This window comes from Stenotrophomonas sp. STEN009 (genome assembly GCF_056760395.1).
This window is the reverse complement of the sequence record NZ_JBRRES010000003.1, coordinates 1-13,126: the sequence shown is the minus strand read 5'-3', so window position 1 is coordinate 13,126 and position 13,126 is coordinate 1. Positions and strand designations below refer to the sequence as shown.

12 protein-coding genes are annotated in these 13,126 nt (G+C 69.2%); 10 read left to right on the top strand and 2 right to left on the bottom strand.

The genetic code is table 11. The features are described from left to right. Position 1: 1 nt before the first annotated feature. Entirely contained in the window at positions 2–886 is an 885-nt protein-coding gene (gene bioC, locus ACVOMM_RS02035) for a malonyl-ACP O-methyltransferase BioC (RefSeq protein WP_053517990.1), read from the top strand. A 63-nt stretch (positions 887–949) separates the two neighbouring features. Here bioC and ACVOMM_RS02030 read toward each other — a convergent pair whose 3' ends face one another. Both ACVOMM_RS02030 and ACVOMM_RS02025 read right to left on the bottom strand, forming a co-directional pair. Further along, positions 950–1,582, bottom strand: coding sequence for a YdcF family protein (locus ACVOMM_RS02030; RefSeq protein WP_111187213.1), 633 nt, complete (start codon positions 1,580–1,582; stop codon positions 950–952). Next, on the bottom strand, positions 1,579–2,541 hold the full coding sequence (locus ACVOMM_RS02025) for a pyridoxal-phosphate dependent enzyme (protein ID WP_481525833.1): 963 nt from the start codon (positions 2,539–2,541) through the stop codon (positions 1,579–1,581). Before ACVOMM_RS02025 ends, ACVOMM_RS02030 begins: the two co-directional genes overlap by 4 nt. A gap of 156 nt (positions 2,542–2,697) precedes the next feature. Between ACVOMM_RS02025 and ACVOMM_RS02020 the strand changes: the two genes are divergently transcribed. The 9 genes from ACVOMM_RS02020 (at position 2,698) to ACVOMM_RS01980 (ending at position 13,014) form a co-directional block, all read left to right on the top strand. Beyond that, entirely contained in the window at positions 2,698–3,174 is a 477-nt protein-coding gene (locus ACVOMM_RS02020; protein WP_053517985.1) for a hypothetical protein, read from the top strand. A gap of 490 nt (positions 3,175–3,664) precedes the next feature. Further along, positions 3,665–5,554, top strand: coding sequence for a tRNA uridine-5-carboxymethylaminomethyl(34) synthesis enzyme MnmG (mnmG, locus tag ACVOMM_RS02015; RefSeq protein WP_346475370.1), 1,890 nt, complete (start codon positions 3,665–3,667; stop codon positions 5,552–5,554). Positions 5,555–5,644: 90 nt separating this feature from the next. After that, positions 5,645–6,175, top strand: a complete 531-nt coding sequence (locus ACVOMM_RS02010; protein WP_053517982.1) for a gamma carbonic anhydrase family protein — start codon at positions 5,645–5,647, stop codon at positions 6,173–6,175. A 122-nt stretch (positions 6,176–6,297) separates the two neighbouring features. Continuing rightward, a complete protein-coding gene (locus tag ACVOMM_RS02005; protein WP_053517981.1) occupies positions 6,298–6,987 on the top strand; it encodes an RDD family protein in 690 nt (229 codons plus the stop codon). Next, on the top strand, positions 6,984–7,976 hold the full coding sequence (locus ACVOMM_RS02000) for a stage II sporulation protein M (protein ID WP_053517980.1): 993 nt from the start codon (positions 6,984–6,986) through the stop codon (positions 7,974–7,976). Before ACVOMM_RS02005 ends, ACVOMM_RS02000 begins: the two co-directional genes overlap by 4 nt. Then, on the top strand, positions 7,966–9,555 hold the full coding sequence (locus tag ACVOMM_RS01995) for a DUF4129 domain-containing protein (protein WP_053517978.1): 1,590 nt from the start codon (positions 7,966–7,968) through the stop codon (positions 9,553–9,555). Before ACVOMM_RS02000 ends, ACVOMM_RS01995 begins: the two co-directional genes overlap by 11 nt. Then, positions 9,552–10,736 (top strand): DUF4350 domain-containing protein, encoded by a 1,185-nt coding sequence (locus ACVOMM_RS01990; protein WP_065181461.1) that lies wholly within the window; start codon positions 9,552–9,554, stop codon positions 10,734–10,736. Before ACVOMM_RS01995 ends, ACVOMM_RS01990 begins: the two co-directional genes overlap by 4 nt. Beyond that, positions 10,733–11,719: an AAA family ATPase gene (locus tag ACVOMM_RS01985; RefSeq protein WP_053517976.1), complete on the top strand. Its 987-nt coding sequence runs from the start codon at positions 10,733–10,735 to the stop codon at positions 11,717–11,719. Before ACVOMM_RS01990 ends, ACVOMM_RS01985 begins: the two co-directional genes overlap by 4 nt. Then, positions 11,716–13,014 (top strand): DUF58 domain-containing protein, encoded by a 1,299-nt coding sequence (locus tag ACVOMM_RS01980; RefSeq protein WP_065174310.1) that lies wholly within the window; start codon positions 11,716–11,718, stop codon positions 13,012–13,014. Before ACVOMM_RS01985 ends, ACVOMM_RS01980 begins: the two co-directional genes overlap by 4 nt. The last annotated feature ends 112 nt before the right edge of the window (positions 13,015–13,126 follow it).

The window sequence follows — 13,126 nt, the reverse complement described above, 5'->3', positions numbered from 1 at the left end:
AATGCCGTCCCACTTCGATCCCCGCCATGTGCGCCGTGCGTTCTCCCGCGCCGCCAGCAGCTATGACGCCGCCGCTGCCCTGCAGCGCGAAGTGCAGTCACGGCTGGTGGAATCGCTGGACTACCTGGAGGCACGCAGGCCCGAGGTGGTGCTGGACATCGGTGCCGGTACCGGCCATGCCAGCGCACTGATGAAAAAGCGCTGGCCGAAGGCACAGGTGATCGCGCTGGATATCGCCCTGCCGATGCTCGATCAGGCCAGGCGCCAGGCCGGCTGGTGGAAGCCCTTCCAGCGCCTGTGCGCCGATGCGGCGGCATTGCCGCTGGCCGACAACAGTGTCGATGTGATCTTCAGCAATCTCTGCCTGCAATGGGTGGACGACCTGCCTGCGGTGTTCGCCGGCTTCCGCCGCGTGCTCAAGCCCGGCGGCCTGCTGTTGTGCTCGACTTTCGGGCCGGAAACCCTGATCGAGCTCAACGAAGCGTTCGCTGCTGCCGATGATCGCCCGCACGTCAGCCGTTTCGCGCAGATCGCACAGTTCGGCGACGCGCTGATGATGGCCGGCTTCCGCGACCCCGTGCTGGACCGCGACCTGTTCACCCTGACCTACGAGGATCTGCCCGCCTTGATGCGCGAACTGCGGGCGATGGGCGCGACCAATGCACGGGTGGACCGTCGGCATACGCTGACCGGCCGCGGGCGCTTCGCCGCTGCGGCGGCCGCCTACGAGCCGATGCGCCGTGCCGATGGCACGCTACCCAGCAGTTGGGAAGTGATCTATGCCCATGCCTGGGCACCGGACCCGGGCGCACCGATCCGCGAAGGCGGCCACGACGTGGCCTCGGTACCGGTGTCGGCCATTCCGATCCGTCGCAAGCAGACCTGATCGATCGATCACGGGTGATGTGCCGACCAAGGTCGGCACCCACCCAAAGCAGGCGGCAGCCGCTCAGGTATTGGCCGGCGAACTCAGCGGTGGCCGCACCAGATCGCGATGGAAGAAATAGATTTCCTGCAGCAGGAAACGCCAGCTGGTATGGAAGCTGCGGAAGCGGGTGCTCGGCGTCGATGACGCCAGCGCATCGATGCCCAGCGCCCGGCTCAGGCGCAGCGCGCGTGCCATGTGCAGCGGATCGCTGACGATGATCACCCGGTGCAGGTTGCGCTGGTCCATCAGCCGCTTGGCCTCGATCAGATTCTGCACGGTGTTGCGCGAGGCGGTTTCAATCAGGATCGCATCGTCCGGAACGCCGTGCTTGAGCGCATAGCGCCGCGCCACCTGCGATTCGGAGAAGCGGGCGCCGCTGCCGCCATACCCCCCGGTGAAGATCAGCAGCGGTGCATACCGGGCCTCGTACAGGTCCAGGCCATGACGGATGCGCTCCTCGAAGACCGGCGACGGCTTGGCGTCATAGGCGGCCGCACCGAGCACGATGATCGCATCGGCCTGGGCGGCCTGATCGCGCTCTCCCACCCAGACGATCCATGCGGTTACGCCCAGCAGCCAGATCACCAGCAGCACGAACAGCCGCCACGCCCAACCGAACAGGCCGGTACGCTCGCGGTGCCGGCCGCGGCTCAAGGCATGCCCCAGCGCAGGGCGGGAAGATCGACGTTGCCACCGGACAGCACCAGGCCCACCCGCTGCCCGGCAAACCGTTCCGGCTGGGACAGCACCGCCGCCAGCACCGTCGCCGAAGACGGTTCAACCACCTGCTTGAGCACCTCCCACAGCAGGCGCATCGCACCCAGGGTGGCGGCGTCGTCGACCACGATGACCTCCGCACCGGCAGCACGCAGCAGCGCGAAGTTGGGCGCACCGATCAGGGTGCGCAGGCCATCGCAGATGGTGTCGGGGGTGAACGCACCCTGCCGCTCGCCGGCGGCCAGTGAGCGGGCGGTATCGTCGGCACCAGCCGGTTCGGCCAGCACCAGCCGGGTCTGCGGGCCGGCCAGCTGCAGCGCCAGCGCAGTACCGCTGGCCAGGCCACCACCGCCCACTGGCACCACCAGCACGTCGAACGGCCCGCCGCTGTGCAGCAGTTCCAGCGCAGCGGTGCCCTGCCCTGCCATCACCGCCGGATCGGCATACGGGTGCACCAGGGTTGCACCGGTGTCGGCCTGCACCCTGGCGCAGGTGGCCTCACGCTCGGCAATGGTCGGCGCGCAACGCCAGAGCGTGGCTCCATGGCGCGCGATGTTGGCCAGCTTGGCGGCGACAGCGCCCTCGGGCACCACCACATGGCAGGGAATGCCCCGCGTCCGTGCCGCCAGCGCCAGGGCCGCGCCATGATTTCCCGATGAATGGGTGACCACACCTCGTGCTGCGCGCTCGTCCGACAGCGACCAGACGGCGTTGCAGGCGCCCCGGAACTTGAACGCGCCGCCCCGCTGCAGGTGCTCGGCCTTGAAGGCCAGGCGTGCGCCGGCAAGCGTGTCGAGGGTGCGCGAGCGCAGCACCGGCGTCACACTTGCGTGCGGCGCGATCCTCGCGGCGGCAGCCAGGACATCTTCGGCACGGGGCAACAGTGAATCGCTCATGACGCAAGATTAACGTATGCCCTCGTGCTGGCGACCCCGGCACAGGCCATGCCAGCATGCAGGCCTTCGCCGCCATTCATCCTGGGTGGTGGAATTAAGGGCCGATTCAATGCCCACGCCCGAAGCTGACTGCACACCCGTTCTGGGGGGACCCACATGAAAACGCGCCTGATGCTTGCCGGTGGCCTGTTGCTGGCCCTGACCGGCTGCACCACCTACGACTATGTCGGCGGTGGCCGCAGCGGCAGCTACTACCACGGTGCGCCGTCGGTGGAGTACCGCTACCCCGCCGGCTATCCCTACAACTACGGCCCGTACTACGGAGGCTATGGCGGCTATTACGGCGGCTATGGCTACCCGTACTACTCGCGTCCGATCTATCGTCCACCGCACAATCACCGCCCGCCACCGCGCCCGCCGGGCAATGGCGAGAACCGTCCGCCGCGTCCGCCGCGCGAGAACAATGGCGGCTCACCGTGGCGGAACATGGACTCGATGCGACGCCCGCCGCAGCCGAGCGTGCAGCGCCCGGCACCGCCGGCCCGCCCGGCGCCGGCACCGAGTGCGCCCAGGATGAACGGTTCCCCCTGGCGCAACATGGATCGTGCGACGCAGCGCACACTTGAGCGCTGAACCGTCTTGCATTTCACACGGTCCAAGCGGCAATCTAAAGCGGTTGTGACGGCCCGCGTCACAAAGTGACAAGAAGCGGTATGGGCCGTCGCGGAAAGCTCTACGTCGATATCCGACAGGAACATCTGGATCCCCCCTGTTCCGGCCCTGTCGGATGTCGGCACCTCTGAAGGCAGACGGCCCCGCAATGCGGGGCCGTCTGTTTTTGCGGATGCCTTCCGCGAAGAAAAACAGGGCCGGACAGTCCCCCGACTGCCGGCCCTCTGCTCCCCCATCGTGCGCCTGTACCGGCCCCTGTTCCAATTCCGGTCACGGGCGCCTTCGGCGCCAGCCACGATGGGTGCTATTGGGTTATCTGCAAAAATCCTGCCAACTTTAGGGTCAATTTCGTCCGGCCCTGGCTTCTCCGGGCGTCGCCCTGCCGAATGGCGCTAAAATCGCCACCCCGGCACCGCCTCCGGCCGCGCCCGCCCCCATCGACTCCGCCCCCATGACCCACTCCTTCCATCGTTACGACGTCATCGTCATCGGCGGTGGCCACGCCGGCACCGAGGCCGCGCTGGCCGCGGCCCGCACCGGCGTGCGCACCCTCCTGCTGACCCACAACATCGAAACGGTGGGCGCGATGAGCTGCAATCCGGCCATCGGCGGCATCGGCAAGGGCCATCTGGTCAAGGAGATCGACGCGCTTGGCGGGGCGATGGCGCATGCCGCCGACCGCGCCGGCATCCAGTGGCGCACGCTCAATGCCTCCAAGGGTCCAGCGGTGCGCGCCACCCGCTGCCAGGCCGACCGCAACCTGTACCGCATGGCGATCCGCGCCCTCGTCGAGGGCCAGGCCAACCTGACCGTGTTCCAGGCGGCCGTCGATGATCTGGTCATCGAGGGCGACGCCGTGCGCGGCGTCATCACCCAGACCGGCCTGCGCTTCGATGCGGAGGCGGTGGTGCTGACCGCCGGCACCTTCCTGGCCGGCAAGATCCACGTCGGTCCGACCCAGTACGCCGCCGGCCGCATGGGCGATCCGCCGGCCACCACGCTGGCCGCACGCCTGCGCGAGCGCCCGTTCCAGGTCGACCGCCTGAAGACCGGCACGCCACCGCGCATCGACGGCCGCTCGCTGGATTACAGCATGATGGACGAGCAGCCCGGTGACACGCCGCGGCCGGTGATGTCCTTCCTCGGCTCGGTGGACGAACATCCGCAGCAGGTCAGCTGCTGGATCACCCATACCACCGAGCAGACCCACCAGATCATCCGTGACGCCCTGCACCGCTCGCCGCTGTACAGCGGCCAGATCGAGGGCATCGGCCCGCGTTACTGCCCCTCCATCGAGGACAAGGTGGTGCGCTTCGCCGAAAAGGCCAGCCACCAGATCTTCGTCGAGCCTGAGGGGCTGGGCATCGTCGAGATCTATCCCAACGGCATCTCCACCTCGCTGCCGTTCGACGTGCAGCTGGAGATGGTGCGCAGCATCCGGGGCTTCCAGAACGCGCACATCACCCGCCCCGGCTACGCCATCGAGTACGACTTCTTCGATCCGCGCGGGTTGAAGGCTTCGCTGGAAACCAAGCTGGTCAACGGCCTGTTCTTCGCTGGCCAGATCAACGGCACCACCGGTTATGAAGAGGCGGCCGCGCAGGGCCTGCTGGCCGGCCTCAATGCGGCCCGCCAGGTGCGCGGCCTGGATGGCTGGTGCCCGCGCCGCGACGAAGCGTATCTGGGCGTGCTGGTGGATGATCTGATCACCCACGGCACCAACGAGCCGTACCGCATGTTCACCAGCCGCGCCGAGTACCGGCTGCAGCTGCGCGAGGACAACGCCGACCAGCGCCTGACTCCGGTTGGCCGCGACATGGGACTGGTCGATGATCGGCGCTGGATGGCGTTCGAGGCCAAGCAAGCTGCCGTAGCCGCCGAACGTGCGCGGCTGGGGGCGCTGTGGGCGACCCCGGCCAATGCCCTGGGCCGCGAAGTGCAGGACACGCTGGGGGTGACTGTCAGCCGCGAAACCAATGTGCTCGACCTGATCAAGCGCCCCGAGCTGGATTACGCGCAGCTGATGCAGGTGCCCTCGCTCGGCCCGGCAGTGGCCGATGGCAAGGTGGCCGAGCAGGTCGAGATCGGCGTGAAATACGCCGGCTACCTGGACCGCCAGCGCGACGAGATCGCGCGCCAGCAGCGGCACGAAGCCACGCCGATCGCTGAAGGCTTCGACTACGCCAGCGTGCGTGGCCTGTCGGCCGAAGTGCTGCAGAAGCTGGAACGTGTGCGTCCGCAGACCATTGGCCAGGCGCAGCGCATCCCCGGCATGACGCCGGCCGCGATCTCGCTGCTGCTGGTGCACCTGGAGCGTGCACGGCGCGGACGCGTGGCGTAACGCAGCATCGACGGTGGCGCCGGGCCATGCCCGGCGAGCGCAGCGGCCCGCGTATCATCGTCGCGATCGCCCTGATTTCCGGAGACACCGATGACCCCGCTGCGCCCTTTCCGCGACAAGATGCCGGTGCTCGGCGCACGCGTATACGTCGACCCGGCGTGTACCCTCATTGGTGACGTGGAGCTTGCCGACGATGTTTCGATCTGGCCGGGTACCGTCATCCGTGGCGACGTCAATTTCGTCCGCATCGGCGCCCGCACCAACGTGCAGGACGGCACCATCATCCACGTCAGCCATCACAGCCCGTACAACAAGGCCGGCCATCCGACCCTGATCGGCGAAGGCGTGACAGTCGGCCACGGCTGCATCATCCATGCCTGCAGCATCGGCGATTACAGCCTGATCGGGATGGGCGCCTGCATCCTCGATGGCGCGCGCGTGGAGCGCCACGGCTTCGTCGGTGCTGGTGCAGTGGTGGGTCCGGGCAAGGTGGTCGGCGAAGGCGAACTCTGGCTGGGCAATCCCGCCCGGCCGGCGCGCATGCTGAGCGACAGGGAGATCGAGTCGCTGCATTACTCGGCCGACCACTACGTCCGGCTGAAGGACGAATACCTGGGCTGAGGCCCTCGACTGCCGGCGCGCTCTGCTAAAGTCTGGGCCCGACCAGGAACTGTCGAGACCCCCATGCCTGTGGTTGCCAGCCGGAGAGGACTCCAGCGCCCACAACGAAGGCCGTCGCTCTGATGGCCGCACCGATGCTCGACACCTACCGCGAGGTGGTGACGCCGGAAGGCGTGCCGCTGCAGCTGCCGGCCGCCGGTCCGGTGCCACGTGCGCTGGCCTGGCTGGTCGATCTGGCCATTCGTTTCGCGATTCTTGCCGCGCTGTCGATCCCGCTGGCACTGTTGAAGGAATTCGGCACCGGCCTCTACCTGGCCCTGATGTTCCTGGTGTACTGGGCGTATCCGATCGTCTGCGAGGCGCTGTGGGGCCGCACCCCGGGCAAGCGCGCGCTGGGCCTGCGCGTGCTGGCCCGTGATGGCGCGCCGGTGGGCTGGATGGCGGCGATCACCCGCAACCTGCTGCGGACCGTCGACATGCTGCCGTTCGCCTACGCGCTGGGCCTGCTCAGCAGCCTGTTCGACGCGCATGGCCGCCGCCTGGGCGATCTGGTCGCCGGCACCGTGGTGGTGCACGCGCCGGCGCTGTACCTGCCGCCGCCGGCCACCATCGACAGCGTGCTGGCGCCGCCGCAGCCGCTGCGGCCGGAGGAACAGGCGGCGCTGCTGGCCTTCGCCGAGCGTGCCCCGCGGCTGGCACCGCTCCGCCAGCAGGAACTGGCCGCCATCGCCGAACCATTGACCGGCACCCATGGCCAGGTCGGCGTGCTGCGCCTGTATGCGATGGCCAACTGGTTGCTGGGACGGCGATGAAGCAGGAACAGTTCGTCGCCCGCCATCAGCAGGAATGGCTGGACCTGGAGCAGTGGCTGCTGCTGCGTGCCGGCGCCTCCCGCCGTCGCCGCCGCCAGCCCGCGGCCACCACGTTGGACGACACTGCGTTTCCACAGCGTTACCGGCGGCTGTGCCAGCAGCTGGCACTGGCCCGTGAGCGGGGCTACAGCCCGCAGTTGGTGCAGCGCCTGCAACAGCTCATGCAGCAGGGCCACAGCGTGCTGTACCGGACGCCTCCCACGCGCTGGCGGCGCGCGCTTGAATTCCTGGTGGCCGATTTCCCGCTGCTGGTGCGCAGCCAGGCACGCAGCATGTGGGCCGCCCTGGCGATGTTCGCGCTGCCGGCGGTGGGCTGCTTCGTGCTGGTGCAGCTGTACCCGGACCTGATCCACCAGGTGATGGACAACCGCCAGATCGCCGAAATGGAACGCATGTACGACCCGGCTGCCGAACGCCTGGGCCGCGACAGCGGTACCGACTGGATGATGTTCGGCCACTACATCATGAACAACATCAGCATCGCCCTGCGCACTTTCGCCAGCGGCCTGCTGGCCGGGCTGGGCACGCTGCTGGTGCTGTTGTTCAACGGCGTCATCATCGGCGCGGTGGCCGGCCACCTGCAGCACATCGGCCATGGTGATCCCTTCTGGCGCTTCGTGGTCGGCCACGGTGCATTCGAGCTCACCGCCATCGTCATCGCAGGCGGCGCCGGTCTGCAGCTGGGCATGAAGCTGCTGGCGCCCGGACGCCGCAGCCGCCTGGACGCACTGGTCGAAGGTGGCCGCATCGGTGCCCGGCTGTGCCTGGGCGTGGCCTTCATGTTGCTGGTCGCGGCGTTCGTGGAGGCGTTCTGGTCGTCCATTGCCGAAGTGCCGGCGTGGGGCAAGTTCAGTGTGGCCGGGGTGCTGTGGGCCGGCGTGCTGCTGTGGTTGTGGCGTGGCGGACGCGGAGGCGGCGATGCGCATTGATCGCCTGGACGTCGTGCTGCGCGCACGCAGCGGCTGGGAAGCGATGGAGCTGGGCAGCGCGCTGACCCGCCGGCATGCGCGTGCGGTGTGGGGCAGCTGGCTGCTGGCCAGTGCACCACTGTTCGTGATCGCCAACGCACTGGGCTGGTGGCTGGACGCATTCGGCCTGGCCTGGCTGCTGATGTGGTGGTGCAAGCCCGTGTTCGAACGCGCGCCGCTGTATGTGCTGTCACGCGGTGTGTTCGGCGAGCCGGTCACCGCCCTGGCCGCCCTGCGGGCACAGCGGCAGTGGGGCAACCGTGGTTTCTGGGGCTACCTGGGCTGGCGTCGCTTCAGCGTGCTGCGCAGCCTGTGCCTGCCGGTCAACCTGCTGGAGGGCAACACCGCCGAACAGCGTGGCCCGCGCCGGCGCGCGGTCGCAGCCGGCGCGGCGGGTCCGGCGCTGGTGCTGACCGTAGCCTGCATGGTGTTCGAGGGCGTACTGGTCGCAGGCGCGATCGGCGCGGTGTTCATGTTCATCCCGTTCGAGCTGCTCTCCGATTCCTGGCGCGCGGCCTGGGACATGATCGGCAAGGACACGCCCGCCTGGGCGAAGCTGGGATTCAATCTGGCCTGCTGGCTGGCCTCCGTGCTGATCGGGCCGTTCTACGTCGGCGCCGGGTTCGGCCTGTACTTGAATCGACGTACGCAGATGGAAGCCTGGGACGTGGAGATCGCCCTGCGCCGGCTGCGCGAACGCCTGCTGCCGGTTGCCTCGTCGCTGGCGCTGCTGCTGTGCCTGGCACTGCCGCTCACCTCCATGCCGGTGCACGCGCAGGAGGGTGACGCATCGAGCAACCGCAAGAGCGACGCGCGCCGGGCACCGCAGATCAACCCCGGCGATACACCCGCCATGATCTTCGGCGACACCCCGGTGGATACCGCGGGCTTCCGCCAAGCCGTGAGCCGCGCCTACGAGGATCCGTTGCAGCGCCCGACCCGCCAGGTCACGCAGTGGAAAGCGATCGAAGAGGCGGAAGAGAAAAAGGACGCACGCAAGGAACTGGAACGCGACGGCAGCAGCCAGAGCCAACGCACGTCGCGCAGCAGCAGCATCGCCTGGCTGGCGCGATTGGCCGAATGGGGCCTGTGGGGCCTGCTCGGTGCCCTCCTTCTGGTGCTGGTGCTGACTGCACGGTTGTGGCTGCCGTGGCTGCGCGGCTCGGGCCGCCGCCGGGCCGCAGCGGCGCCGCACGTGGTCGAGGAACAGGTCGAGCTGCCGGTGGTGCTGCCGCCGGACGTGGCGACCCAGGCTGGTCTGCTGTGGGACCAGGGCCGGCCGCGCCAGGCGCTGGCCCTGTTGTACCGGGCCAGCGTGCGCACGGTCAGCGAGCGTGCCGGCATCGCACTGCCTCCGGGCGCCACCGAATCGCAGTGCCTGCGTGCCTCGCGACGCATGCCCGACAGCGTCGACCGTGAACTGTTCGCGCGCATCGTGCGGATGTGGCAATACGCCGCCTACGGTGGTCACCTGCCCAGCCGCGGCGATTTCGATGCGCTGGCCACGACCCTGCGCCAGCAGTACGGGTGGCAGGCATGAACCCGCGCCTGTTCTGGTCACTGTTGCTGGGGACGCTGCTGCTGCTCGGCGTGCCACTGGCGATCCTGTTCATGCGTACCCATGAGCGGGTCACCGAAACGGTCACGCTGCCACCGCAGGGCGAGGCCCGTTACAACCCGCTGTACGTGCTCGGGCAGGCGCTGCGCGCCGATGGCATCGAGGTGCATGCGCGGCCGCGGCTGGACCTGCAGCAGATGGCGCTGGGGCCGCAGGACACGGTGGTGCTGCTGCAGGACAGCAGCGAGCTGCCGGCGCCGGCCGCCAGGGCGCTGTTGGCGTGGGTCGACGGCGGTGGCCATCTGCTGCTGCGCACGCCGCCGCCGGCCGAGGACGATGCCGGCAGCACGCAGGGGCCGCTGCTGGATGCACTCGGCGTGGACAGCCTTTACCAGCGCAGCGACTGCCAGCCCTTCCATGTTCAGGACGATCCCGGCCACGTGGAATTCTGCCAGGGCCGCCGCTTCACGCTTGGCTTCGCCGCTGAGGCGCGGACCGAACGCCGGTGGGGCAGCGGGCACGACCTGGTGTTCGCGCGCCTGCGTCACGGCCAGGGCCGGGTGAGCGTGCTGGCGGACATGGATTTCATGCGCAGCGAAGTGGAGTCGCAGGCCGCGCGGATGGCCGCGGCCAAGGGCCAGGCCAGCGACGGCCTGCACGACCGTTCCCACCGCGATCTGACCCGCTACCTGCTCGATCCCAATTACGGCAAGGGCGCCATGTGGCTGGTCTATGCCAGTCGTCCGCCGTCACTGTGGGTGCGCCTGTTCTACCAGGGCTGGCCGCTGTGGGTACCGCTGCTGATGGCACTGCTGGCCTGGCTGTGGGCGCGCTCGCAGCGGTTCGGCAGCCTGTTGCCATCGCCCGTGATCGAGCGCCGCTCGCTGCTGGAACATGTGCGCGCCAGCGGCGAACTGCTGCTGCGCTTCGGCCAGGGCGTGCGCCTGTACCAGGCCGTGCATGCCCTGTTCGTGCATCGCCTGCGCCTGCGCGCGCCACTCGCTGCTGCGCTGGAAGGCGCGCCACGCGAACAGGCCATCGCCGAACTGCTGCAGTGGCCGCGCAGCCGCGTTGCCAGTGCCCTGACTCCGCCTCCGCCGCACGATTCCTCCGCCCTGCGCGAGCGCATCCGCTTGCTGCTCCAGATGAGATCCCTGCTATGACCGAAGTCCCCGAACGTCCGGCGGCCGCCAATGCCCGCCTGATCGAACGCGTCGACGCCATCCGCCAGGCCGTCGGCCACGCCTTCATCGGCCAGGCCGACGTGCTTGACCAGATCCTGGTTGCCCTTCTGGCTGGCGGCCATGTCCTGATCGAAGGCGTGCCCGGACTGGGCAAGACACTGCTGGTGCGCGCACTGGCGCAGGCACTGGAACTGGACTATGGCCGCGTGCAGTTCACGCCGGACCTGATGCCCAGCGATGTCAGCGGCCACGCCGTCTACGATCCGAAGAGCGAGAGCTTCAAGATCCGTCGCGGGCCGGTGTTCACCAACCTGCTGCTGGCCGACGAGATCAACCGTGCACCGGCCAAGACCCAGTCCGCACTGCTGGAAGTGATGCAGGAGGGCCAGGTGACCATCGAAGGCAAAGCCTTCACCCTGGCGCCGCCGTTCATGGCCCTGGCCACGCAGAACCCGCTGGAACAGGAAGGCACCTACCCGCTGCCGGAAGCGCAGCTGGATCGCTTCCTGTTGAAGGTGCTGATCGACTATCCGCAGCTGGAGGACGAGAAACGCATGGTCACGGCCATCACCCGTGGCCGCGCCGCCAGCGATTTCGATCTGAGCCGGGTGCCGCGCGTACTGGGCGCCGGAGAACTGCTGCAGCTGCAGCAGGCCACGGCCGCGATCACCGTCGATGACGAAGTGATCGACTACGCCGTGCGCATCGTCGCCGCCACCCGGCAATGGCCCGGCATCGCCGTGGGCGCTGGACCGCGTGGCAGCATCGCGCTGGTGCGTGCTGCGCGCGCGCAGGCCGTGCTGGCCGGTCGTGACTTCGTCACCCCCGATGACGTGCGCGACATCGCGCGTCCGGCGCTGCGCCACCGCATCGCGCTGGCACCGGAACTGCAGATCGAAGGCCAGGACGCCGACGATGTGCTGGGTGCGCTGCTGGCCAAGGTGGAAGCACCGCGCCGATGAGGCCTGCGCCGCTGCTGCTGGTCCTGCTGCTGGCCTGGGCTGCGCTGGGAGGCGTGGTGCTGGCTGGCGCATTGCCGCGCTGGAGCTGGGCACTGGTCGCCACGGTGATCGGTACGCTGGCGTTGCTGGACCTGTGGCGGCAGGCCCGGCGACCGTCGCCACAGGTGCAGCGCGAGCTGCCCGAAGCGCTGGCCCTGGGCGTGCGCCGCGAGGTGGGCCTGCGCCTGCAGACCACAGAGCCGATGCGGGTGCAGGTATTCGATCTGGTGCCGGGTGGCTGGCCGCTGGAGTCGCTGCCCCAGCGCGTGCAGCTGCGTCCCGGGCATGCCTGCGCGCTGCACTACACCCTGCAGCCGCAGCAGCGCGGACGCTTCCGCTTCGAGGGCGTGCAGCTGCGCATCCGCTCGCCATGGCGCCTGTGGTGGCAGCAGCGCACCCTGCCCCCTCTGCTGGACGTCCGCGTCTATCCGAACTTCGTGCCGCTGACCCGCTTCGCGCTGTTCAGCGCCGATCAGGCCTCACGCCTGGTGGGCGCCCACGTGAAGCGCCGGCGTGGTGAAGGCACTGACTTCCACCAGATGCGCGAGTACCGCGTCGGCGACAGCCTGCGCCAGCTCGACTGGAAGGCCACCGCCCGCGCACGCAAGCTGATCTCCCGCGAGTACCAGGACGAGAAGAACCAGCAGTTGCTGCTGATGCTCGACAGTGGCCGCCGCATGCTGGCCAGCGAAGGCGGACTCTCGCACTTCGACCATGCCTTGAACGCCTCGCTGGTGGTCGCCTATCTGGCGTTGCGGCAGGGCGATGCGGCTGGCCTGTTCGCCGTCGGCGGCGAGCGTCGGTGGGTGCAGCCACAGCGCGGCATGGGCACCGTCGAGCATCTGCTGCGGGCCAGCTACGACCTGCAGCCGCAGCCGGTAGCCACCGATTACCTGGCCGCCGCCACCGAAGTATCCCTGCGCCAGCGACGCCGTGCGCTGGTGATGCTGGTCAGCAACGTGCGCGACGAAGACATCGAGGACCTCCTGGCCGCGGTGCGCCTGCTGCAGCGCCGCCACCTGGTGTGCGTGGCCAGCCTACGCGAGCACGAGCTGGACGGCGCGCTCGAAGGCGAGGTGCATACGCTGGAGGACGCCGCGCAGGCCGGCGCCGCGGCGCTGTATCTGCAGCAGCGCGCGAAGGCGCACGAAGCACTGCGCAGCGAGAAGGTAATGGTTCTGGACGTGACCGCCGATGCCCTGCCGGCCGCGCTGGTGGAACGCTACCTGGCCGTGAAGCGCGAAGGCCTGCTCTGACCGGTAGCGGGGGGGGGGGGGGGGGGGGGGGGCGCGCCCGCCCCCCCCGCGCGCGGCGCGCGCGGGCGGCCCCGGGGGGGGGGGGGGGGGGGGGGGGGGGGGGGGGGGGGGG